The organism is Shewanella sp. MTB7, assembly GCF_027571385.1.
Lineage (GTDB): Bacteria > Pseudomonadota > Gammaproteobacteria > Enterobacterales > Shewanellaceae > Shewanella.
In genome coordinates, this window is record NZ_CP085636.1 from 5,144,327 (window position 1) to 5,168,047 (window position 23,721).

Genomic DNA, 23,721 nt, shown 5'->3' on the forward strand with positions numbered 1-23,721 from the left:
AGAGAAAGAGAAAGAGAGTCTTAATATGAGTAATCTAGCTCAATTAAATTTGGCCAGTCACCGCAATATACAACTAGATCCACAGCAATGCGCCCAACATGGTGCTGAGCTAAACCTGATCCCAGTGATCTTGACTGAATTTCGCCAGTTAGTGACCCAGTATCCTATTGTGATCGCTAAGAATGGTGACTCGGGCGCTTTCACTCTGGTCGCCATGCTCGGCTTTGCTGACAAGGAAAACCTCTTCTGGCAAGACCATCAATGGCGCAGCATCTACCTGCCACTGCAGATCCGTCGGCAACCCTTTTTTGTTGGCCCTAAAGATGCCGCTACGGGAGAACACCCAGTCTGTATCGATATGAATAGCCCAAGCATCAGCCAAGCACAGAATGCGGTAGCGCTATATAACGACAGGGGGGAAGAATCAGATTATTTGCTTGAAGCCAAACAAAATCTCGCTCAATTACTGCAGGGAGAAGCTGATAATTACGATTTTATCCAGATATTGCAAAAGCTCAAGTTACTGCAAAGCCTATCGGTAGAGATAACGTTTGAACATGCCGCTCCGACTCGCCTCAATGGGCTTTACACCATAGATGAGAAACAATTTAACAACCTAAGCGATGCACAACTGCTGAGGCTACACCGTACTCACTTTTTTGAGCCTATCTACATGATGATCGCCTCACTAGGGCAGATTTATCATTTGATTGATCTTAAGAATAAGCGCGGTGGCACTGAAGATGATTACTAATATGAATGAAGACTTAACCTCAGCTGTGGGCGCTAAACCCACCTCCGATGTGAGCATTCACATAACCCCAGATCTGATCACTGAAACATTGGCACAATTTAACCCCGATGCCTGTGTGACAGTCCATTATGTGGGAGCCGAAAAAACACCTGTCATCATCATCGATGATCTACTCGCATATCCTGAGGCCATGGTAGAACTGGCCTGTCAGCCCGCAGAGTTTGTGGAAAACAGTCAAGATTTCTACCCTGGAAAACGCAAAACAGCGCCCCATGCTTACAGCGAACACCTTAAGCGGCAATACGCGGATCTTATCCGCTCACACTATCAAATTGAGCCAACAAGCCAGCCCAATTGCTTGTTATCAGCTTTTTCGCTCACCATGACCAAACCTCAATACCTGCGGCCCATTCAGATGTTGCCTCACTTCGACAGTCCCTTAAGCGAACAGTTTGCAGTGGTCCATTATCTGTTTCGTGGCCCACAGGGAGGCACCTCTCTCTATCGCCACAGGGAAACAGGCTTTGAGTCGATCACTCACTCGCGGCTCAGTCAATATGGCCAGAGATTAAAGCAACAAGCCTATGGCATGCATCTGCATCATGCGCCCGCCTACACCAACGGCAGCGGCCCCCTGTTTGAGCGAATACATACTATTGAAGCCAAATTCAATCGAGCGGTGATCTACCCCAGCAACTGCTTACATTCCGCCGATATCAGCAGCACAGCTGAACTGCCAGATGACCCAAGGACGGGTCGGCTTACGCTCAATAATTTCATCCTATTCCAGTAATAGATAGACCCAAAATAACTCAAATAATAAAGAGAACACTATGCAGCAACTTTCAACATTAGATGTCAGTATTTTCATCATCTACGTACTTGGGCTCATTACCATTGCCTATTTTGTGTCACGGGAAAAAGTGGGTCACCAAAAAGATGCTAGCGACTACTTTCTTGCGGGCAATAGCCTGCCTTGGTGGGCCATCGGCGCCTCACTTATTGCAGCAAACATCTCAGCGGAGCAGATTATCGGCATGTCAGGTTCAGGCTACGCCATGGGATTGGCTATCGCCTCTTATGAATGGATGGCGGCGATCACTTTGATCATCGTCGGTAAGTACTTCTTACCCATCTTTTTGAAAAATAAAATCTTCACCATGCCTCAGTTCCTCGAACAGAGGTTCGACCATAATGTCCGTATGGTGATGGCCTTCTTCTGGCTAGGGGTTTACATCTTAGTCAATCTCACCGCCATTTTGTGGCTCGGAGCCTTAGCCATCAACACTGTCACCGGCGTCGATATCACACTGGCTATGGCGTTCCTTGGTTTATTCTCCCTCGCCTACTCCCTCTATGGCGGCCTCAAAGCCGTGGCCTATACCGACATTATTCAAGTGGTACTCTTGGTCTTTGGTGGCCTATTTCTATGTTACACCACCCTCAATATGCTCAGTAATGATAACGGCGTAATAGCAGGGTTTGGCCTACTGCTAGAGCAAGCGCCACAGAAGTTCGACATGATATTAAGCCCTGATCACGAACACTACATGAGCTTGCCCGGCCTCTCCGTCCTATTTGGCGGCATGTGGATCATGAACATCTCTTACTGGGGTTTTAACCAATACATCATACAACGCGCATTGGCCGCCAAGAGCTTAGGTGAAGCGCAAAAAGGCATCGTGTTTGCCGCATTTCTGAAAGTACTGATGCCTGTTATCGTGGTCTTGCCAGGAATCGCCGCCTACATGCTGATGCCTGATTTAGATCCAGCAGACAAAGCCTACCCTATGTTGATGAGCCTGATGCCATCGGGCATTAAAGGTCTGGTCTTTGCCGCTTTGGTTGCTGCAATCGTGTCATCACTGGGTTCGATGACCAATAGTATCTCCACAATATTCACCATGGATATCTACAGTCACTACCGCAAAGGCAAGTCTCAACAACACTATGTGAGCGTCGGTCGCTACGTCAGTTTACTTGCCATGGTCATTGCTCTTATCACCACTAAGCCTCTGCTCGGTGAACTAGATCAAGCCTTCCAGTATATTCAAGAGTTTACCGGGTTCTTCACCCCAGGGATCGTGGTGATCTTCGTGATGGGCATGTTCTGGAAACACACCACAGCTAAAGGCGCGCTCACCGCGGCTTTAGGTTCAGCGGTGCTCTCGCTGGCCTTCAAACTCGGCTGGCCCACATTGCCATTTATGGATCGCGTTGGCTTAGTGTTTATTGCGTGCTTAGTGTTGGCAGCTGTGGTGTCCCATTTCGATAAGAGCTCTGCTCAAAGTCAGAATCAGTCTGTGGATATTGCCACGGTGGAGTTTGCCACGAGCCGCTCGTACAACGTTTCAGCTATAGCGGTTATTCTGATTGTCGGAGCGTTTTATGTGTGTTGGTGGTAGATGGGAGCTTATGTATATGAACATAGGTTGAGTCATTTTTTAGGTTAGTTTTGGTTTGTCCGTCATCCCGGCGATGCTTTTAGCCGGGATCTATTCTTTGTTGTAGAAGGTTAGCCTTCCCAAACTTCATTTGGATTAAGGTCGAGCTTCATCTCCCAATATTTATAATCAGACTCCGTCTAACAACTAACGTCGTGCAATTCCATTCCCATCTTGCAATAAAAAGTAGGGCAAGGAGGACAGCTCGTCTATCCAAATGCATCCATGCACAAAGGCCAGCTCGACATCCTTGTCTCTCGCTCATAAGCTCAGTTACCAAAGGTAACTATTCGCTGGGCGTCGGGAGATAGGAGATAAAAGACTCTGGGAGAAATTAGTTAATACTAAATTGAAGAGATAAAAAATCCTGTGTAGATACGGTTGCGGACGTTGATGGCAAGGCCAACAATGTTCCCTACATTTTCCGGCATTTCCTATATCCATATAGGTCAGATGCCATCGTCGAGCCCTCAAGGATGAGTTTATGGCGTTTTGCAGAGGTATTTGCACATGATGCCAATGAAGGTTGAAAGACCGGACAGCCTACACCATTAATATCCTTTGATTTACCTCCAGCTCTTCTCCGTGAGCTCTGTGTAGCGCAGCCTCTGTGGTGAGATAGATCTTTTGATTTTGCCTTAAGGCTTTTAGCTCGTAAGTCACCGCTATTCTAGAACATCACAAGATAAAGCGATTCACCACAGAGAACACGGAGAAGAGCAACAAGCTAAGGCTTAAACATTCATCTCTTGAACTTATCGCAGCGAACGTCCTCGTAGGCACAAAGTGCCGTCCTAGCAGGGCGAAGCCCGCCCTTCATTGCTTAAATTCAAAAGAATGGGTCCCAGAACAAGCCCGGGATGACGGCAATGGTAAATGCTCAGTTTTACTTTTACGGTAAGTAAAATGTTCCTGTAGCCATAGTCTATTCCGTATGCAACGCGTTCCGTACTCAAGTGAGTCGCCCGCGACATTCGTCTCAGTTTTTTCTAGCTGTGAGCGAAGCGTCCCGTCAACCGTCAGCGCAGCGTTCATCTCAGCTCTACACTTTGACTTTAAAAGAATTTAGACAACAAGGAGAGAGTACACCGACATAAGGGACTGCGTAGTGATAAATATCAATTGGTTACAGATTGATACATCGTCCCTGATGCAAGTGTCCGCCGATAACAATGAAGTTATTGGGGCTCATCCTTGTTAGACATGAATATATCGTTCCACACGCCATAAGTCGAACATTACTTCAACTTTCACCTTAAATACCAAACACTTAAAACAACCTTAAATTAGATTATTGTTTCAGTTCGAAAACAGATGGCAGTGCTTAACGCCTAAAAGCTGACTTAAATAAAGTAATTAACTGCTCTTGCAGGTCAACACAGATTTAAAAACTACCAATTTTCACTCGTAACTCGCAGCGAAACGCTCTAGCAGTGAACTTGTGAACGTCCTCGTAGGCACAAAGTGTCGCCCTAGCAGGGCAAAAGTCTGCCCTTTCCTGTCTTAGCTATTGAGCAAAGTGAGCTAGCAGGTGATCGATGGCTAAGCGTGCTCGCATCGGTAGAAATCGGCGATTTTGATACACCACCCAAGTGTGCGAATCGGTGCGCCAAAACGGGGCCAATATTGGTGTTAACTTGCCAAGTTTTATGGAGCGGGAAAAGTTACGCTGTGGCATATAAGCAATACCTAGGCCTTGTTCGCATGCGCTAATAACCGCATGAGCATTGTTGCTCTTCCATCGCCCATGCACTTTTATATTGTCCTGATAGCCTTGGTGTTCAAATAGCCAATGGTCATTATTAGAAACAATACAACTGTGATTTTTCAGCTCGTTTGGGTGCTTGGGTATCCCATATTTCGCTAAGTAAGATTCACTGGCAACAGCCATCATAGGATGAGCCAACAATTTACGTGCAATTAAACCTGAGTCTTCTAACTTGCCATATCTAATCGCAAAATCGATACTATCTTCAACAAAATTGACTTTCTTGGTATTAAAGTTGATCTCAATGGACAGATCTGGGTGCTGCAGTGCAAATTCGATTAACACAGGGGCGACTTGCTGTTCAGCAAAATTCCCTGCGGCACTGACTCGTAAAGTGCCCATAAGTTTAAGTTGCTGGGTACTAATTTGTTCATTCGCGACTTGTAGTCCAGTGACGAGATCTCGGCACTGATGGTAATAGTTTAATCCTGCTGGTGTCAGGCTCACCAATCGAGTAGTACGAGCGAACAAAGCACTGCCTAGCCTAGCTTCTAGTTTTGAAATTTGTCGACTAACATGGCTAGTACTACAGCCAAGTTGCTTTGCCGCCGTTGAAAACCCTTGGCTCTCAGCAACAGAAACAAACTCAATAATACCGTCAAAATTGTCTATTACCGTCTCTATTGTTGCCATATAACAATAGTAATTTGTCATTCTACCATATTGTTGTCAATCGGCTTTATTAATAAGATGCACTCAAGCTTAAGAGGGCAAATCAACACCGACTAAAAGGCACCTACAATGAAAAAAATACTTATCCCCGTGACTAACCACGCCACATTAGGCACTACAGACCAGCAAAACGGCACTTTCTCACCAGAGCTGACCCATGCACTGCATGTTTTTTTAGACGCTGGATTTGATTATGATATTGCATCGATTAAAGGCGGTAAGGCACCAGTTTACGGCGTCGATATGGAGGGGGACGCTGTTAACACTGCAATACAAAGCGACTCAACATTTACAAGCCGAATTGAAAATACCATCCCTGTTTCACAAATTAATGGCGATGATTATGATGCCATCTTTTACCCTGGTGGCTTTGGCTTGTTATCGGACTTAGCCACTAACTCTGACTTTGCTGCGATCAGTGCTAAGCATTATGAAGATGGCGGAGTGTTATCTGCTGTTTGTCATGGCCCTGCAGGCCTGCTACCTATCATATTAAGCAATGGTGAAAAGTTGTTAGCCAGCAAATCGGTCACTGGTTTTACCCGTGAAGAGGAGGTCGATTACGGCACTATTTCTCATGTTCCTTTCGTACTGGAAGAGTCTCTTGCCCGTACCGCTGCTCGTTATAGCAAGGGGCAGCCTTGGGGCGTGCTTGTCATTGAAGATGACCGTGTTGTTACCGGCCAAAACCCTGCCAGTGCGCACGATGTCGCTCAAGCAGTTGTGAAATTGCTAGCTAAATAAGCTAGCACAACAACCTTGAAATATGGGCGACTGATAGCAAATGCCACCACCCATTTTTTATATCGTGAACAGGCTATTCATCCTGTTGTAGTCCAATAAAGCTAACTCTGACCTTGCCGTCTCTTCCAAGCTTTGAGGCTTTAAAAGTGCTGAGTAGGCATGTAAAAAGCTAGCGGGGCCAACACTGAATCGAACAATGCCACATTTAAACAACCTATCGACAGAGCTGAGGCTATTATCGACCATCAAGTTCAACGGCATATTGATGTCACTAGCAAGCTCAGCGGCTATTTCTTCACAAACAAGTCCAGGAATAAAACCACTATTAGCGCCAGCGGCTTGATAGCGAGTTAAACGATGCTTGGTCATCTCAGTTGCCGCTTTTCCTACTGCTAACTCCCGAAGAAATACATCGGTGCGGGCATTAATAAACAGATTTCGACAACTCTTTGATGCCCGTATCGCTGCAATTTTAGCCATTAAAAGCTCAGGTTGTTGGTCACCATCTTCTAAGTTAATTCCAATAACGCCAAGGTTAACCAGCTCAGTGACCAAAGAGACCACCTCTGAGGGACTATCACTATAACCAGACTCTATATCTACACTGACGGGCAGTTTACTAACACGCACTATACGACTCACAGCGCCAATAAACTCTTGCCTAGGCAATACTTGACCATAGGGGTAACCCAATGACCGAGCCCGTGATGCACTACTGGTTGCCAGCGCCTTAGCTCCAGACTCTTGCAGCAATACTGCACTCGCTGCGTCCCATACATTCACTAACACGAGTGGCGCTGCTGTAACTTGGGTGACTGTCAGGGGATTAGTGGACTGGGTATGTAACTCTGTGAAGGCCTGTAAACGAGATTCAAACATAATTGCTCCATAATAAATTTAATACTCATGCGCGATATATACCAATCCTATTAACTATCTTATCTTTCAGCGGGAGCCTGAACTCATTACGTATTTAATGAGATTGGTATTACCCACTGTAGCAATCGAATCCCGTTTAACCTCGCGCTAAAAGGAACTTAATGTTGAAAATCTATTTAGGCATTATGTGCAGGCTTAAATATCTTTCAGACACTCGGTGATGCCTCTATCTCTCGGTTAGTTTCACTAACCCAGCCTCGCTGCCCAGTCACTGTAACCTCTACGTTTAAGGTTCCCAGAGAAGGTGAGCTAATGCCTTGCTGAGGGCTGATGATAGAATACACTCTGCCAGTGTCTGTATACCCCAATCTGGAAATGTCAGGGGCAAACATTTGAAAACAACGCTTGGGATTCAGGTTACCTTTTTCAGTCTCCCAACTGAATTCAGGCCATTTTACGGCTTGCTGACGCAGGTCAATATTAGCCATATTATCGAGCATAAGTAATGAAGTTAGCAGATTAATTACAGGAGAACATTACAATAAATTACAGTGACATACAGATGAGCAATATCATGTTTGACTCAACACATCTAAAAGTATATTCAGGGAGACACTTGGTTAAAAGAGGAATTAAACGGCTAATTACTTTCAATGCTCCCCAGATTAGTCACCATTTAACATTAACGTAAAAGCCAACCACCTTAATATCCAACACGGTTCTGAACTCACACACGTATAATCTCCACAAATAAACGCCATACATCCAAAGTATTAAATCACATCAAACAAACCATCTATCCAACCATAAATATAATAATTTTAATTGTATTTAAACCTATAAACACAGAGACACTTCCCGTGATTACTTTGTGACAATTAAACGGCCCCAATGTGACTAAAAAGTGATGACAGCGTGATAATCCTGCGATATTCAGGTCGCATTATCTCCAAGCAATCAAATTAAACCTGCAATTAAATAACCTGCAGAATTAATATTTCTTTTAAAATCGTGACAAATCTGGTGACTATATATGTATAAAAAATATTTATTATTAATTGTCGGTGCACTGACTATCAATCCCTCTCTAGCCGCGTCATTGGTAGTGGATTATAAAGATTCAAAAATTATCTATAACGGGGAGTCATCTGTAAATAAGGACGAGTTAATCGCTCAAGCTAAATTAATTGATATAGCAGATCGTCGATTTGAAAACAAATGGAAAAATAAAAACTCAACAGGGATTGCTAATGAATATACAGAATTCGGTATATTCATGAAACCAGGTGAAACGCCAAAGATAGGTAAAGCAGCGATAGCAGAAGAGTTTAAAAAAAGTATAAAAGGAGTCGACCGAGTCGAATTTTTTCAAGATGAATTAGAATTTTTTGATGGCTTAACGTCGGCTTATCAACGTGCACATATGTTGGGGTATGTCGATAGTTCTAAAATGCCAGTGTTCAAAGGTTCTTACATCATATTGTGGAAAAAGGTTAGCGGCCAATGGTTAATTCACTACGACATGTTTAATGCTGATGAACAATATGAAGACACTAGCATTAGCTATAGCGGTGTCGACAAAGTCAGTAGAGATGTCTTACTACAAGAAGCCGCAAAAATCGACATTGCTGACCGCCGATTTGAAGCAAAATGGAAAGCCAAAGACTATATCGGAATATCTGAAGAATACACCCATGACGGTATATTTCTCAAACCTGGCGTACCACCACGCGTTGGTCGTAAAGAAATCGCCAAAGAATTTAAAGATAGCGTTCAAAGTATTGATCATGTTGAGTTCTTTCAAGATGAACTTGAGTTCCTACCCGGTATGAAGTCAGCATTTCAACGAGCTCATATGACGGCTTACGTCGCAGGCAGAGACCACCCAGTATTTTTTGGTTCATATACTATTTTGTGGAAAAAAGTAAACCAAGATTGGTTGATCCAATACGACATATTCAATACTGACAAGTAGAACATTCACGCCATTAACGTTTCAATATTAGGGGTCATAATATGAGAGAAAAATTAGAGAGAAATATCAATTTTCATGAGGTAGCTGAGCAGTTTGGTACTCCTTTTTATGTTTATGATGGCAAAACATTAGTCGAAAACTACCAACAGTTAGCCAATAGTCTACCGCCTTGTGTGGATATTTTTTATGCGTTTAAAGTCAATCCTAATGTGTCTCTTTGTGCATTACTTAGAGCACAGGGTGCCAACGCTGAAGTGTGTTCATTAACCGAGTTAGAAATTGCGCTAAAAGCGGGATACGAACCTAATAATATTATTTTTTTAGGCCCATCAAAAACGGATGAAGAGATTAAACGTGCACTTGAAGTTGGTATATTTGCTTTAGTCATCGAATCAAGTGAAGAGTTCTACCGAGTAGATAAGATAGCTAAAAACCTTGCTAAGATGGCTAATGTTGCAATCAGAATTAATCCTGAATTTTCAACTAAGTACGCACCACTTAAAATGGGTGGAAGGCCAACACATTTTGGTATAGAAGAAGCGCAATTGTTTAACATTTTCACTAATTTTCTTGACGCCAAAAATGTCAATATCATGGGACTACATGTGTATAACGGCTCTCGTATTTTGGAAGCGCGCGGTATATACGAAAACACGCAGTACATTCTGGGATTATATGAAAGAATCAGCCAGACATTTAATCACAAATTCTCAATGGTCGATGTTGGTGGAGGTATGGGGGTTCCTTATTTCATCAACGAAAAGGAATTAAATATGGCCGAACTTGCTGACTTGTTAACGCCACTATTTATGCAATTCAATAAGCGCTACCCTGATACACGAATTCTAATGGAGTCAGGACGTTACATTGCAGCAACATCAGGTGCTTTTGTCTGCCGTATTAACAGCGTTAAACAATGTTATGGCGAAGAATTCTTAATCACCGATGGAGGCACCCATTGTCACCTTTCTGCCGTTGGTATTGGTGCTGTTGTCCAACGAAACTTCCCAACAGAAAACATTTCGGCAAATAATATTCTAGCTAAAAAAACTTATAATGTTGCGGGTGTGCTCTGTAATCCTGAAGACCTATTAGCGCGAAAGATTGAGCTTCCATTAAGTAAGACGGGGGATCTTATCGCCATATTCAAATCTGGTGCATACGGGCCATCTGCTTCTCCTGCTTTTTTCCACAGCCAGGGACATCCTAAAGAGATACTGATCCATCAAGGTCAAAGCTACCTCATTCGCATGCAAGATAAGCCGAAAGACATTATCAATCGGCAAATATTAGTCGATTCCATTTAATACCATTATCACGTAATTAAGCCATTGATCCACGATAGGTAAACCATTTACCTATCGTGGATCAATATTGCCAAATTAAAATAAAGAGAGGGAAATAAAATGAATGACATAATTGAATCAGTAAAAACAGCCTTAAGAGTCACAATAAACTTACCGGAAGATTTCACCATCACCATGGAGTCTCACTTACGTGATGATCTCGGTATTGACTCGTTAACTTCAATGGACTTTTTAATGTACTTAGAAGATCACATTGATGGGTTTCAAGTAGATGCGAGCACATTGACACCAGCACATTTCAACAGTGTTAGCGCCATTGTCGAATATATTTATTCCCAACTGCCACAAATAGATACCGCTAAGGTTATTTAAGGTGTTTTCAATGATCACGGATAGCAAAGATACAAGTATCAATATCCATTCGATGAATTCGGAAGCGAGTTCTAACGTTAATATTCATAATAACCTAAACAATAACACGATAAATAACATGGCCGATTATCTCTCGATAACGGCTAGGTATATTCCGGATAAAGTGGCACTAACCTGTGGCAGTTCAACATTCACATTTAAACAACTAGATCGTTATTCAAATAACCTAGCAAGCCTTTTTTATCAACGAGGACTTACAAGAGGCGATCGCGTTGTATGCAGCAATGGTAATACTTGGCAATCAGTGGTGTGCTTTTGGGCTGCACTTAAAGCTGGTGCGGTTATTTCATTGGTAGCTGATGATATATCACTTAGAATGCTTAAATATATATTGTCTGATTCAGAGGCTAAATTCCTAGTTACCTCCCCTCTTAATACTAATAAAGCAGATATTAACCCAATTAATATAGTGGAGGAGTTACTGGCGATAGATAGCTTGTCATTTATTATCAGCACCGATCAAATAGATGGTGACTTTTCACAGTCTATTTTAAGTTTTGAAGAATCTATCAATGTCGAAGTTCCAACTGTTGTTAACCACTGTTTGGATATTGACTTAGCGGCGATTATTTACACATCGGGTTCAACAGGTGACCCCAAAGGTGTCATGCTGACCCATAGAAATATGATCACCGCGACTGAATCTCTTAATCGTTATTTAAACTACACATCTGACGATGTTGTACTGTCAGTGTTACCCCTGTCATTTGATTATGGGCTGTATCAAATGATCATGAGTACTTCTGTTGGAGCAATGCTAATCCTTGAAAAGGATTTTACTTGGCCAATACTTTCACTGAAAAAAATAGAAACTGAAAAGGTCACTATCTTACCCATTGTTCCTACCATTGTTATTTTATTCGAAGATTGTGCGAACAAAATAAATTTCGATTTATCTTCAGTTCGTCTAATGAGTAATACCGGTGCAGAGGTTAACAAAAAACATTTGGATATCATTGCAAATAGATTTCCAAATGCACAAATGTTCTCTATGTATGGGCTAACAGAATGTAAACGCTGCTCCTACCTTTCTCCACAAGATCTACTGAAAAAACCCGGCAGTGTTGGTATCGCTATTCCAAATACTGAAATTTGGATCCTTGATGAGACAGGAAATCAGTTAGCGTCAGATCAAATGGGTGAAATAGTTATTCGCGGCGGAACTGTCATGAAAGGCTATTGGAGAAAACCAGAACAAACCGCTAAAAAGTTAAAAGATGGCCCTATTCCCGGCGAGAAAGTACTGCATACAGGTGATTATGGGATCAAAGATCAAGATGGATATCTCTATTTCAAGGGACGAATGGACGAAATCCTTAAATGCAGAGGAATGAAAGTAAGTCCACTGGAAGTAGAAGCGTTTTTAATGAGTATTGAAGGGGTAAAAGAAGCAGCGATTATTGGTGTTCATGACGAGATTCAAGGCACTATTTTACATGCTTTTGTTGCTCACGAAATGACGATATCAGATCCTGCTGAACGGATTTTAGAACGGTGTAAACAGGAACTAGCACCAAACAAGTGCCCGTCAAACATAACATTATTAAAACTGTTACCCAAAACGACTAACGGAAAAATAGATAAACACACCTTACGATCTAGTTTGAATTTAGCAACACTTGAACTGAACACGAGGGATAAATAATGAATATCAAAAACCTATCTTATGAAACGTCTTGCTCAACACTTTTTCACCATAACGAAATGGAATTCACGTTAAAAAATGGCCAAACAGTAGCGGCTACATTATCAGGAGATCCAACAAAGCCAATCGTTATTGCGCTACATGGTTGGTTGGATAACGCCAATTCATTCAGCTTAATCACCTCATTAATGCCTGACTATCGAGTGTTAGCACTTGATTTGCCAGGACACGGGTTATCCCAGCATATTGCAGCATGTCGTTATTATTACCCTTGGGAAGATGCGATTGTTGTTAAAGAAATAATGGAGATAATTGAAGCTAATCAATTATCTCCACAGCGACAATACGCATTAATCGGACATTCAGCCGGTGGCGGTGTCGCGACCATTCTAGCGAGCACCTTCCCGAATAAAGTTCATAAATGTATTTTAATTGATAGCCTCGGACTCGCGTTTACCACTGAGTTAGACCATTTAATCAAGCATTTCACTAGCACGGTTCGACGGGCTGATATGGCCGCGAGTTTAACACTCGACGGGCACTCTTCAGAAAACTTAGCCACTTTCAACAATATTGAGCAAGCCATTATTGAACGAGAAGAGGGGTTTTCAGGCAAGCTCAGCATTGAGGCGGCGACGGTATTAACCCACAGGTCACTGAAACAAGTTGCAGGTGGTTATCGCTGGCGATATGACCCCAAACTCATTCTTCAACCTGCCATTCAACTCACCCAGAGCCATGCCGAATCTTTTATTGCCGCGATAAAAGTGGATGTATTAGTGATACTTGGTGATAAAGGACTGTTTGGTGAGGGGCAAGGGAATAAACGGCTATTGCACTTTATCAATGCAAAAGTACATACGCTCGAAGGTGGTCATCATTTACATCTTGAATCCGCTAAAGAACAAGTCGCAGCACTGATAAATCAGTTTTTATCCACTGTCCCAGATCTAGATTAAGGAGTGACATCAATATGTCTAAAATAAACATGTCTCCAAGCAAACTGTCATATTTATCATTGCTCGCGCCTATGTTATTCGCGGTAACTACTCACGCACATGCAGGTGGCAGATTAGTGTTAAATGAAAATGCGTTTATTGATGCAAATTTAGGCCTCAAAGCGTCTGTTGCTTATGCCGAAAACCAAGCGCCAAACGGTAAAGATAACGCCTTCAATTTTGATCTAGAAAGTGCACGTTTTTATTTATCAGGCCAGCTATTTAACAATCTTACTTTTGAATTTACCACTGACTATAGTAATTTTGGTGATGCAGACAATAATAGTGATCTCCAACTACTCGATGCCTCAGTGAATTACCAGTTTAGCGAACGATTGAATGTTAAAGCAGGTCGTTTTATCCGTCCAATGGATCGCTCAAATCAAGCAGGCCCATACTTTTCAAATACATGGGATTATCCCGTCATTGCGGCAGTTAACGGTATCGCACCTATTATCGCTGGACGCGATGAAGGAGTTGTCGTTTGGGGGTACACCAATGGCGGCAAGTTTAAATATTATGGAGGTATCTTTGAGGGAGTTAAAGGGGGCAGTAATCAGTCCAGCTCACCATTATTGACCACGCGATTAGAGTACAATTTCTGGGATCCAGAACCTGGATATTATAGCGCAAACGCCCATTACGGTGATGCCAACATATTTGCATTAGGCTTTAATTATCACACTCAAGATGATGCGATATCTGCAGTAAATCAAACCGATAATGTGACGACAACCTCTGTCGATTTGTTAATCGAGAAAGTATTGAATAACGAGGGTGTTGCTACCTTAGAAGCCGCTTTTTATGACTATGATTATAACGAATTGAGTACCTTGCAAGGAGACGCCTATTTGGTGTCTATTAGCTACTTATTTCCAGCATCGTTACCTTCGGATAATCGTTTTCAAATCCTAGCTCGTCATCAACGTTTTAATCATGATGATGTCATTCCTGCTGTAATTACTGACTCATACAATCTACGCAATGAAATCGGTCTTAATTATATTATCAACGGTCATTCGGCAAAATTGAGTTTGGTTTACGCAAATGAAAAAATAGATGGCGGCGACAATGATGTGTTGAGATTTGGTGTGCAGTTTCAAACTTTTTAGGAAGAGATTATGAATGATTATTTAATTTCACCATCGATTTTAGGTGCTAATTTTGCGCGCTTAGGTCAAGAAGCCCAAGATGTACTGGAAGCTGGTGCTGACATGATCCACATCGACGTAATGGATAACCATTATGTGCCTAATTTGACCATGGGCGCGATGGCCTGCTCATCCTTGAGAAACTTTGGGATCACCGCACCATTAGACGTTCATTTGATGGTTAAACCCGTTGATCGTATTGTGGGTGATTTTATCGATGCGGGGGCCAGTATTATTACTGTTCATCCAGATGCCACAATACACCTAGATCGCACCTTACAGAGGATTAAAGAAAGTGGTTGCAAGGCCGGATTAGCGTTTAATCCAGCTTCGTCATTGGACGCGTTAAAGTATGTACTTGATAAAGTTGACAACATACTATTAATGTCGGTTAACCCTGGTTTTTGTGGGCAAACTTTTATCCCTAATGTATTGCATAAATTGCGAGAAGCCAAAAGGCTCATCATGCAATCAGGCCGTAATATTAGATTAGAAGTCGATGGTGGAATTACCATCGACACAATTAAAGCCGTCGCCGATGCGGGAGCAAACACCTTTGTCGCTGGTAATGCAATTTTTAAATCAGCTGATTATCGAGAAACAATTAACAAGATGCGCGAACAGCTGAAATAAAAACTGAAAAGATTCGATCTATTTAGGGAACAATACCAAGATGACCGCCATCTATCGGTTACTAATAATTGATAGATGGTGCTAAGTTGGTTAAGTGCTTCTACCGGAAAACATCATCATAGAAGTGGAGAACTGTTTATTACCCAAGCCAGTTCAAAGTGCAGGGTTTAATGATACCAATCAGTATAAGCCATTTACACTAAAGCCATTTTTGCTAAACTGAAGATAACAATCGACGCAGTGCAAAGGATAAAACCACATTTGAAGCCACTTTTAATGCTCTTCATCTGGTTAACCACAGCAAGCTTTATCACTGCTTGTAGTGAACAACAGATAACTCAAGCGCCGGAATCAATGCATCGCTATACTGACGTACGTCTTGTTGCCGCTCAATTGTCTCTAGATGCCAGTTTGTCTGCACTGCTCACCCGTGGCCAAGAGATTTCAGTTTGGGAGAACCAGAACAAGACTCTGATCCATCGTTGGAGCTCTACTGATCTGTTCGAACCTAGCTATATGTTAGCGCTATCAGGGAACAAACAAATCTTAGCCACCGCAGGTAAGCAACAAGTCACTCTATTTAATATTGTCACAGGTAAATTACACGCCAACTGGAGCGTAACGGGCTTTAAAGAGAACGCCACCATCGCCAGTTTATCCCTCAACCATACGGGCTCTGCAGTGTTAATAGGCTTAACCGAAGGGACCATAATTAATGCAAACTTGAGTAACGATACGCTCTCCATGTTCCACCTTCATAGCGGCCCGGTAACCAATGTGAGTTTTGCCGCACTAGGTGAGCAAGTACTCTCTTCATCTCACGACGGAAAAGTGCTGTTATGGGCAGCCAGTGATGGTCAGATCATCAAAGAGTTTAGCCGGGAATTTAGGATCACAAGTTTGGCTTATGATGAAAAAAACAGACGCCTCTTTTATGCCGACATCATCGATAACAACAGTATCGTCGATCCCACAAATGCTAAAGAGTTAAGCACACTTAATTATCTGGATCGCTACCGTTACTTCCGCCAAGCGCTTTTTGTCGAACGAGGAAACACCTTAATTACTTCATCATCAAAGCAAAGCTTAACCCGTTGGGATACAAAAACAGGGCAAGAACTAAGTACGTGGAATATCACCGCATTTACCCCCGGTACCACTGTACTTTCGATGGCATTAGACAGTGAAGGGAAGCTTTGGACGATTAGCTCAGATGCAGCGTTAGAGGAGTGGCTGTATTAGTTAATAGATGTCGGTAAGTACTTGACTCACCGATTCAACAAGACTTGAATGTAGCGGATATTTTAGTTGGGTGTTTAGAGAAGTTACTGTGTTAATAGTTGTCGGCTATATCCTGAACATGGATATAGCCGACAACATAGACGCACTAAGTATTAGTGCGCTAGAGACTAGACGTTAAACCTTAGACTTTGTCCCGGTTAAATATGGACGCGCCAGCAGGAATATCCCCACGAGAAGGAAGGGAATACTTAACATCTGACCCGCATTCAATACAAAACCATCCGCATAAGCCGCTTGAGTGACCTTGATAAACTCGATAGCAAATCTGGCACTGAATACTAGGCAGAGGAATAAGCCAAATATCGCGCCCTCTTTCTGCTTCATCTGCGTGTATTTATAGACGGCTGACAAAATAATAAAGATAGCCAGATAAGCAAAGGCTTCATACAACTGCGCCGGATGACGCGGCAACATGTCGATACGCTCAAACACAATCGCCCAAGGCACACTACTTGGCACACCTAAAATCTCTGAGTTCATAAAGTTTGCCATGCGCACGAAGAAGCCAAATATCGCTGTTGCTATCGCCAACCTGTCCAGCAGATATAGGAAAGGCATCTTGGTCTTTTTGTGATAATAGAATAGGGCCAGAATCGCACCTAAACCGCCGCCATGACTGGCGAGTCCACCTTCCCAGATGGCAAATATTTTAAGTGGATGGCTAAAATAATAAGCCGGATCATAAAAGAGGCAGTGAGCCAGGCGCGCACCAACAATAATTCCCACGACGCAGTAGATAAGCAAGTTATCCAATGATGCCACATCATGGCCTTCTTTAATGTAGATGCGTTTCATCACTTGAAAACCACAGGCGATTGCAGTGGCAAAAAGTGCACCATACCAATGTACAGTCAGTCCCATAAACGAGATTAATACGGGGTCGATATTCCAAATAAAGTGATCCAAAATAAGCCTTCCAAAAATTTGATGGGTCAATAATTACCAAACTGATTTTTCAGTTAACTCGGAGTTTTACCCTGATGCGGATCAATAGGCAAGGGATTACCCAATTGTTATGTAAGAATTCATCTTTTAATTGCGAAGGATCTGATAGACATGATGAATGACGACTAGCGACCAAAGACCAAAAACAACCACCGAACTTAGATCCCGACCTTATCACTTCTACGATCCATTAAAACCACATCACGCCATATCCCCTGCATTTCCCCCAATTTGTCTCTAACACCCAAGATTTTGAAACCACATTTTTGATGCAACTTAATGCTCGCTTGATTCTCAGGAAAAATAGCTGCCTGAAGTGTCCAAAAACCTTCGCCTTCAGAGTGTTTTATCAGCTCACAGAGCAAGCCATAACCAACACCATTCCCCTTGGCTTTATCACTGACATAGATACTCACCTCGGCCACACCAGCATAAACTTCACGAGTCGAAGTCGCAGACAACCCTGCCCAACCAACGAGCTTATGGTCGATTTCAGCCACGAGTCTACAACTGGTTAACATGGCTGCATCCCACTCTGACCAAGTTTTAGTTTTCAATGCGAATGTGGCATTACCGCCATCGATCCCCTCTTGGTAGATAGCGTTAACATCAGTAAAGTCTGTTGGTTCAAATGCTCTTGTTTTCATTATTTTGCTTCCTGTATGTCATCAGGCACATGTTTATAAAAGATGCATGTCGCCTCAAGCTCCCCATCAATACTAAAGGCAAAACCAGGGATATCTCCGACTCGCCGATAACCCCGTTTGAGGTACAACTTGTAGGCTAAAGAGTTTGTTTGTGTATCTAGGATTAACAAGCTGCGTGCTAACTCTTGTGCCACGGCTTCAATCTGGTGCATAAGCACGTTTGCAATGCCCTGCTTTCGTGCATCAGGATGCACCATTAACTTCTCTATTTCGGCTCGGTGTAAGCCATTTTTCTTATCTGATAAAGAGAGCTGAACTGTCCCTATGATCTGCTCATCTTGAGTCGCAATCAGGAGTCTTCTGCCACCTTTTTTCATGTCAGAGCCAACGCTATCCCAGTATTGCACCGCTTCAGACTCAGTAAAAGGAAGCATAAAACCGATAGAAGCCCCATGTTCGACGCAAGTCATCAGCAGTGAGATCAGGCCCTGTGTAAAGGATTCATTTGAAGAGGTAAGACTCGCTATCTCAATTATCTGCATTTTGACTCGTTAATTTGTGCTTTATTGCGCAACAAGTATGCAGATAATGTTCCGCTTTCTCTTTTTTCCTTTGCGCAAAATCGGCCAAGATTGGCTATTCAAACAATGACAACGGCAGACTAGACAGGAAAAAATAGTGAGATGCTGAGACAATATAGTCCCTATACAAGTTCAGGGTGATTATACCAATTACATTAAGTATCTGTTCATTCAGCGGGAATTCAAAGCGCTGAAGGCAAGGCGGATGATTGAAGCTAATAGTTATTCTATATCTAAATCATTCAACACAGCATCCAGGGCTTTGAAACCCGCCCTGCGGGAGGCTCTCAAACATTCCACTTCTGCTTTGCATTGACTTACAAGGGAATAACCATTCTTTCATCAATGCGCCTTGAATTGAAAAGTTTGAGCGCCTCTGAATTGATAACATATTTAATGTAATTGGTATTATATGGTTCACGAGTGCAAAACAAAGAAGCCTGACAATGTCAGGCTTCACTCATAGCTCAGCAGTTTAGCTTTTTGCGACATCATTAAACAGTTGTACGAACTTATCCAAACCTTCGCTAATGATCTCATCACTGATAGTCAGCGCAGGCAAAAAGCGGATAACATTACCGTAGAAGCCACACGCCAACAAGATTAGGCCATACTCCGCAGCCTTAGCAATAATGGCTTGAGTCAGCGCTGGATTGGGCTGTTCGCAGTCACCATCAATCACCAACTCAATGGCGATCATGGCGCCTTGATTACGCACTTCACCGATCAATTGCGGATACCTAGACTGCAGCGCCGTTAATTGCTCATTGAACGTGGCACCAATCTGAGCCGCACGCTCAACTAACTTCTCCTCTTTGATCACATCCAGTACCGCAAGAGCTGCCACACAGCCAACCGGAGAACCACCATACGTGCCACCTAATCCTCCTGGAAGTGGTGCATCCATAATCTCACTTTTGCCGACAACCGCTGCGATAGGGAATCCACCCGCAATGCCCTTAGCCATAGTGATCAAATCAGGCTCAACACCTGCATGTTCAAAGCTAAACATCTTACCCGTACGACCAAAGCCAGTTTGGATCTCATCAGCAATCAACACGATGCCATGATCATCACATAACCCACGCAGCGCTTGCAGAAACTCTGCAGGCGCAGCATAAAAGCCACCTTCACCTTGAACAGGCTCGACAATAATCGCCGCCACATCACAGGGCGCAATATCGACCTTAAACAGGTTATTTATCGCTTTGAGTGACTCCTTAACCGAGACATCGTGATAACTCATAGGATACGGTGCATGAAAGATATCACCGGTAAAAGGACCAAACTGGTGTTTATAGGGACTGATTTTTCCCGTTAGCGCCATGGTCAAATTGGTACGACCATGAAAACCACCGTTAAAGGCGATAACACCGCGACGACCCGTATGAGCACGGGCAATCTTGATGCAGTTTTCTACCGCTTCGGCGCCTGTGGTAACAAATATCGCTTTCTTATCACTCTCCCCTGGCGCAATCTCAGTCAGTTTTTCTGCTAACTCCACCGCTGACTCATAGGGATTAACCATCACACAACTGTGGCTGAAATTGTCCAGTTGAGCTTTAACTGCAGCGATGACTTTAGGGTGACTATGGCCGGTATTACACACCGCAATACCGGTACCAAAATCGATATAACGTTTACCTTCTACATCCCAAAGCTCAGCATTTTTAGCTCGCTCAACATAGGCTGAATACACATTACCTTGACCGCGCGCTATGGCCTTAACTTTTCTCTCTTGCAAGCTGCTATTTGTCATGATTTTTGTCCTATTCTAAACGCTATACAATTTCTAGGTTCTAGGTTCTAGGTTCTAGGTTCTAGGTTCTAGGTTCTAGGTTCTAGGTTCTAGGTTCTAGGTTCTAGGTTCTAGGTTCTAGGTTCTAGGTTCTAGGTTCTAGCAGGCGATACTAGCGATCTATACCGCCCATACAGAGGTACTTAATTTCTAAGTAATCGTCTAAACCGTACTTAGAACCTTCACGACCATTACCTGACTGTTTAACACCGCCAAAGGGAGCGGCGGGGTTGGAGATAATCCCTTCATTCACACCCACCATGCCATATTCAAGTCCCTCACCTACGCGCCACACACGGCCAATATCACGGGAGTAGAAATACGCTGCCAGTCCATATTCAGTATCATTAGCCATCTCAATCGCTTCGGCTTCGGTATCGAAAGTGATGATAGGTGTGACAGGGCCAAATATTTCATTGCACGCCAGTGCCATATCATTGGTCACATTGGTCACGATAGTCGGTTCATAAAAGCTGCCGCCATCAGTGCTGCGCTTACCGCCTTTGATGATGACACCGCCTTGCTCCACCGTCTTATCCACTAATGCCTGTACACCATCTACCGCAGTTGATGAGATCATAGGGCCTATATTGATGCCGACATCAAGCCCGTCACCCATTTTAAGGGTTTCTACCGCAGCGACGAACTTATCGGTAAATGCTTGGGCCACACCTTTTTGCACTAAAATTCGATTAGTACACACACAGGTTTGCCCTGCATTACGATATTTAGAGACTAACGCCCCCTGAACCGCGGCATCAAGATCAGCATCATCAAACACGATAAACGGCGCATTACCGCCAAGCTCCATGGAGATCTTCTTCACGGTCGTGGCCGTTTGAGTCATCAAAATTTTGCCTACCGCAGTAGAACCTGTGAAGGTGAATTTGGCGACATCAGGATGCTGAGTCAACACCTTGCCCATACCCGCGGAGTCCTCACCCACAACGACATTAAACACACCCGCAGGCACGCCTGCACGTTCGGCAAGCTCAGCCATAGCCAACGCAGAAAGAGGCGTTGAAGGCGATGGGCGCACAACAAATGTACAGCCTGCTGCCAGTGCCGCCGCCGCTTTACGCGCGATCATGGCATTAGGGAAATTCCATGGTGTGATTGAAGCGACAACGCCGACTGGCTGCTTGATGACGACGATGCGCTTATCAACCGACGGCGCTGGGATCGTATCACCATAAACACGCTTACCTTCTTCGGCAAACCATTCAAGAAACGCTGCTCCATAAGCAATCTCACCTTTGGCCTCTGCCAGTGGTTTACCTTGCTCAAGGGTTAAGATGCGGCCAAGATCATCTTGCGCCGCCATCATTAAGTTAAACCAAGTTCGTAGGATCACAGCTCGTTCATTGGCCGGCTTTTTTGACCATGCAGGCAGTGCGCGTTTTGCCGCTAATACTGCCATTTCAGTCTCGGCTATGCCAGCATTACGTACTTGGGCGACAACCTGGCCATTCGCGGGGTTGGTGACATCAAATCTTGCCCCTGTACCACTCCATTGACCGTCGATGTATGAACTGAGTTTAACTAATCCTGTGTCTTTAACTGCTTGCATGTTCACTCCTCCTTTGTGTACCACTGACGCTTGAGCCTTAAATAATTATCAAGATCTGCGGGTCACTTTGAGACTAAAAAGCGTTTCGAATAGAAACTATTGAATAACAAATCCACTTCATGTTAAATATAAAACATTAAACCTTATGTTTTATGTAGGTAAAACTTTGAAGAAACACTCCATCATTCCTAAAACCATAACTGAATATGATCTACGTCTGCTACGTATTTTTCGTACTGTGGTTGAAAACGGTGGCTTCTCCGCTTCAGAGACTGAACTAGGGATCACCCGCTCTACCATCAGCGTTCACATGTCGAACCTAGAGAGTCGGATGAAACTTAAACTCTGTAGTCGGGGTCGAGGTGGATTTTCACTGACCGAAGAGGGACAGGCCGTATACCATGCTTGCATCTCACTATTTGACTCCCTTAATGACTTCTCAATGTTAGTTAACAATTTAGGCCAAGAGTTAAGTGGGGAGTTAATCTTATTTTGCGCCGATCAGCTCGATAGCACCATGCAAAAAAAGCTGGCCGAAGTGATCCGTTTCTTGCATCAAAAAGAACCTCAGTTGCATCTGATCTTAGATGGGGATTCTATCCATAATATTGAACGTGCTCTATTGCAGGATAAAGCCCATGTAGGCTTACTTCCCAGTTATCACCAAATAGAAGGCTTGAGTTACCAAACCATATACAGCGAACCTATTTATCTGTGTTGCAGTCGCCAACATCCCTATTTCGATATGAAAGATGATGAGATCACTGTGGAGATATTAGCTCAAGCGCCCTCAATTCATCCCGGCATCGATATCGACTCAGAAGGCCGAGAACAACTTAAAAAACTCAATCTTTCTGCCAAGGCATATCAGTTTGATACCAGAAAGACCTTGATATTATCCGGCTGCTACATAGGATATCTACCCGTGAGTTATATTAAGCATGAACTTGCCACTAAGCAGATGCGGATCATCCATTTTAATACCACACAATATCAATTTAATCTCTCTATGGTATTTAAGAAAAATCCAAGAGAAACACACAAAGTTGCGCTATTAAAAGCCGCTTTCGACAAGGTATTTTCTTAACAGATTGAAAGTGTATTCAGAATTCGTATTTCGAAGCAGACAAGCATGGCGTTTATCTTCTTTAATAGGTTTGCCTAATTTAATATTCCTTCCTCGAATAAAGATAATTAACATTCAGGTTATCTTGTTAATCGTCTCTGTCCAATTAATAACCAAGTAAACAGGGGTAGATGGTTAAATTGACAGAAACCTCTTTTCATTTTCGGTATCACAAGCATCTAATATCTATGTCCAGATATATCAATTAGGGTCGTTCACATATCAAGTTTATGCATAACTTCACCCCAAAGAGCTGTAAAGCAAAGAGTATTTTATGCTAAAAAATCAAATGTAGTACCCCTTTGCTACCACGTTAACAGGCTAACGCATTACATTATCCCTTATTCGTC

General features: G+C 43.1%; 21 protein-coding genes. 13 read left to right on the top strand and 8 right to left on the bottom strand.

All coding sequences use genetic code 11. The features are described 5' to 3' along the window. Positions 1 to 25 precede the first annotated feature (25 nt). The 3 genes from HWQ47_RS22350 to HWQ47_RS22360 are packed head-to-tail and all read left to right on the top strand — an operon-like array spanning position 26 to position 3,159. Positions 26 to 754 carry a SapC family protein gene (locus HWQ47_RS22350; protein ID WP_269968201.1) on the top strand — a complete coding sequence of 243 codons (729 nt, stop codon included), beginning with the start codon at positions 26 to 28 and terminating at the stop codon, positions 752 to 754. Then, the gene (locus tag HWQ47_RS22355) at positions 744 to 1,547 is read left to right on the top strand and encodes a DUF6445 family protein (protein WP_269968202.1); all 804 of its coding nucleotides are present in this window, start codon (positions 744 to 746) and stop codon (positions 1,545 to 1,547) included. The genes HWQ47_RS22350 and HWQ47_RS22355 overlap by 11 nt, the downstream gene beginning before the upstream one ends. Before the next feature lie 40 nt (positions 1,548 to 1,587). Beyond that, positions 1,588 to 3,159 carry a sodium/sugar symporter gene (locus HWQ47_RS22360; RefSeq protein ID WP_269968203.1) on the top strand — a complete coding sequence of 524 codons (1,572 nt, stop codon included), beginning with the start codon at positions 1,588 to 1,590 and terminating at the stop codon, positions 3,157 to 3,159. A gap of 1,546 nt (positions 3,160 to 4,705) precedes the next feature. On the opposite strand, the gene HWQ47_RS22365 is transcribed toward HWQ47_RS22360, so the two are convergent. Continuing rightward, on the bottom strand, positions 4,706 to 5,578 hold the full coding sequence (locus tag HWQ47_RS22365; protein WP_269971830.1) for a LysR family transcriptional regulator: 873 nt from the start codon (positions 5,576 to 5,578) through the stop codon (positions 4,706 to 4,708). 129 nt (positions 5,579 to 5,707) lie between these two features. On the opposite strand from HWQ47_RS22365, the gene HWQ47_RS22370 reads away from it, so the two are divergent. Then, entirely contained in the window at positions 5,708 to 6,382 is a 675-nt protein-coding gene (locus tag HWQ47_RS22370; protein ID WP_269968204.1) for a type 1 glutamine amidotransferase domain-containing protein, read from the top strand. A gap of 57 nt (positions 6,383 to 6,439) precedes the next feature. Here HWQ47_RS22370 and HWQ47_RS22375 read toward each other — a convergent pair whose 3' ends face one another. Together HWQ47_RS22375 and HWQ47_RS22380 are read right to left on the bottom strand one after the other, a co-directional pair. Further along, positions 6,440 to 7,261, bottom strand: coding sequence for an isocitrate lyase/PEP mutase family protein (locus HWQ47_RS22375; protein WP_269968205.1), 822 nt, complete (start codon positions 7,259 to 7,261; stop codon positions 6,440 to 6,442). A gap of 206 nt (positions 7,262 to 7,467) precedes the next feature. Continuing rightward, positions 7,468 to 7,749 carry a hypothetical protein gene (locus tag HWQ47_RS22380; protein ID WP_269968206.1) on the bottom strand — a complete coding sequence of 94 codons (282 nt, stop codon included), beginning with the start codon at positions 7,747 to 7,749 and terminating at the stop codon, positions 7,468 to 7,470. A gap of 545 nt (positions 7,750 to 8,294) precedes the next feature. On the opposite strand from HWQ47_RS22380, the gene HWQ47_RS22385 reads away from it, so the two are divergent. From HWQ47_RS22385 to HWQ47_RS22420, 8 genes are all read left to right on the top strand, one after another. Further along, the gene (locus tag HWQ47_RS22385) at positions 8,295 to 9,236 is read left to right on the top strand and encodes a YybH family protein (protein WP_269968207.1); all 942 of its coding nucleotides are present in this window, start codon (positions 8,295 to 8,297) and stop codon (positions 9,234 to 9,236) included. Positions 9,237 to 9,277: 41 nt separating this feature from the next. Continuing rightward, positions 9,278 to 10,543, top strand: coding sequence for a hypothetical protein (locus HWQ47_RS22390; RefSeq protein WP_269968208.1), 1,266 nt, complete (start codon positions 9,278 to 9,280; stop codon positions 10,541 to 10,543). Between the two features lie 99 nt (positions 10,544 to 10,642). Then, positions 10,643 to 10,915 (top strand): acyl carrier protein, encoded by a 273-nt coding sequence (locus tag HWQ47_RS22395; RefSeq protein ID WP_269968209.1) that lies wholly within the window; start codon positions 10,643 to 10,645, stop codon positions 10,913 to 10,915. Positions 10,916 to 10,925: 10 nt separating this feature from the next. After that, complete coding sequence (locus HWQ47_RS22400; RefSeq protein ID WP_269968210.1) at positions 10,926 to 12,620, top strand: class I adenylate-forming enzyme family protein; 1,695 nt, start codon at positions 10,926 to 10,928, stop codon at positions 12,618 to 12,620. Beyond that, positions 12,620 to 13,579 (top strand): alpha/beta fold hydrolase, encoded by a 960-nt coding sequence (locus HWQ47_RS22405; RefSeq protein WP_269968211.1) that lies wholly within the window; start codon positions 12,620 to 12,622, stop codon positions 13,577 to 13,579. The genes HWQ47_RS22400 and HWQ47_RS22405 overlap by 1 nt, the downstream gene beginning before the upstream one ends. Before the next feature lie 14 nt (positions 13,580 to 13,593). Continuing rightward, complete coding sequence (locus HWQ47_RS22410; RefSeq protein ID WP_269968212.1) at positions 13,594 to 14,730, top strand: porin; 1,137 nt, start codon at positions 13,594 to 13,596, stop codon at positions 14,728 to 14,730. A gap of 9 nt (positions 14,731 to 14,739) precedes the next feature. After that, entirely contained in the window at positions 14,740 to 15,402 is a 663-nt protein-coding gene (gene rpe, locus HWQ47_RS22415; protein ID WP_269968213.1) for a ribulose-phosphate 3-epimerase, read from the top strand. Positions 15,403 to 15,663: 261 nt separating this feature from the next. Next, positions 15,664 to 16,644: a WD40 repeat domain-containing protein gene (locus HWQ47_RS22420; protein WP_269968214.1), complete on the top strand. Its 981-nt coding sequence runs from the start codon at positions 15,664 to 15,666 to the stop codon at positions 16,642 to 16,644. Between the two features lie 174 nt (positions 16,645 to 16,818). On the opposite strand, the gene lgt is transcribed toward HWQ47_RS22420, so the two are convergent. The 5 genes from lgt to HWQ47_RS22445 all read right to left on the bottom strand — a co-directional run bounded on the left by lgt (position 16,819) and on the right by HWQ47_RS22445 (position 22,245). Then, positions 16,819 to 17,610: a prolipoprotein diacylglyceryl transferase gene (gene lgt, locus HWQ47_RS22425; RefSeq protein ID WP_269968215.1), complete on the bottom strand. Its 792-nt coding sequence runs from the start codon at positions 17,608 to 17,610 to the stop codon at positions 16,819 to 16,821. Positions 17,611 to 17,807: 197 nt separating this feature from the next. Then, entirely contained in the window at positions 17,808 to 18,296 is a 489-nt protein-coding gene (locus tag HWQ47_RS22430; protein WP_269968216.1) for a GNAT family N-acetyltransferase, read from the bottom strand. Next, complete coding sequence (locus tag HWQ47_RS22435) at positions 18,296 to 18,838, bottom strand: GNAT family N-acetyltransferase (protein WP_269968217.1); 543 nt, start codon at positions 18,836 to 18,838, stop codon at positions 18,296 to 18,298. Before HWQ47_RS22435 ends, HWQ47_RS22430 begins: the two co-directional genes overlap by 1 nt. Before the next feature lie 514 nt (positions 18,839 to 19,352). Next, positions 19,353 to 20,636, bottom strand: a complete 1,284-nt coding sequence (gene gabT / locus HWQ47_RS22440) for a 4-aminobutyrate--2-oxoglutarate transaminase (RefSeq protein WP_269968218.1) — start codon at positions 20,634 to 20,636, stop codon at positions 19,353 to 19,355. A gap of 151 nt (positions 20,637 to 20,787) precedes the next feature. Further along, a complete protein-coding gene (locus HWQ47_RS22445) occupies positions 20,788 to 22,245 on the bottom strand; it encodes an NAD-dependent succinate-semialdehyde dehydrogenase (RefSeq protein ID WP_269968219.1) in 1,458 nt (485 codons plus the stop codon). Positions 22,246 to 22,411: 166 nt separating this feature from the next. Here HWQ47_RS22445 and HWQ47_RS22450 point away from each other — a divergent pair, with 166 nt between their 5' ends. Further along, positions 22,412 to 23,332, top strand: a complete 921-nt coding sequence (locus HWQ47_RS22450) for a LysR family transcriptional regulator (RefSeq protein ID WP_269968220.1) — start codon at positions 22,412 to 22,414, stop codon at positions 23,330 to 23,332. Positions 23,333 to 23,721: the final 389 nt, after the last annotated feature.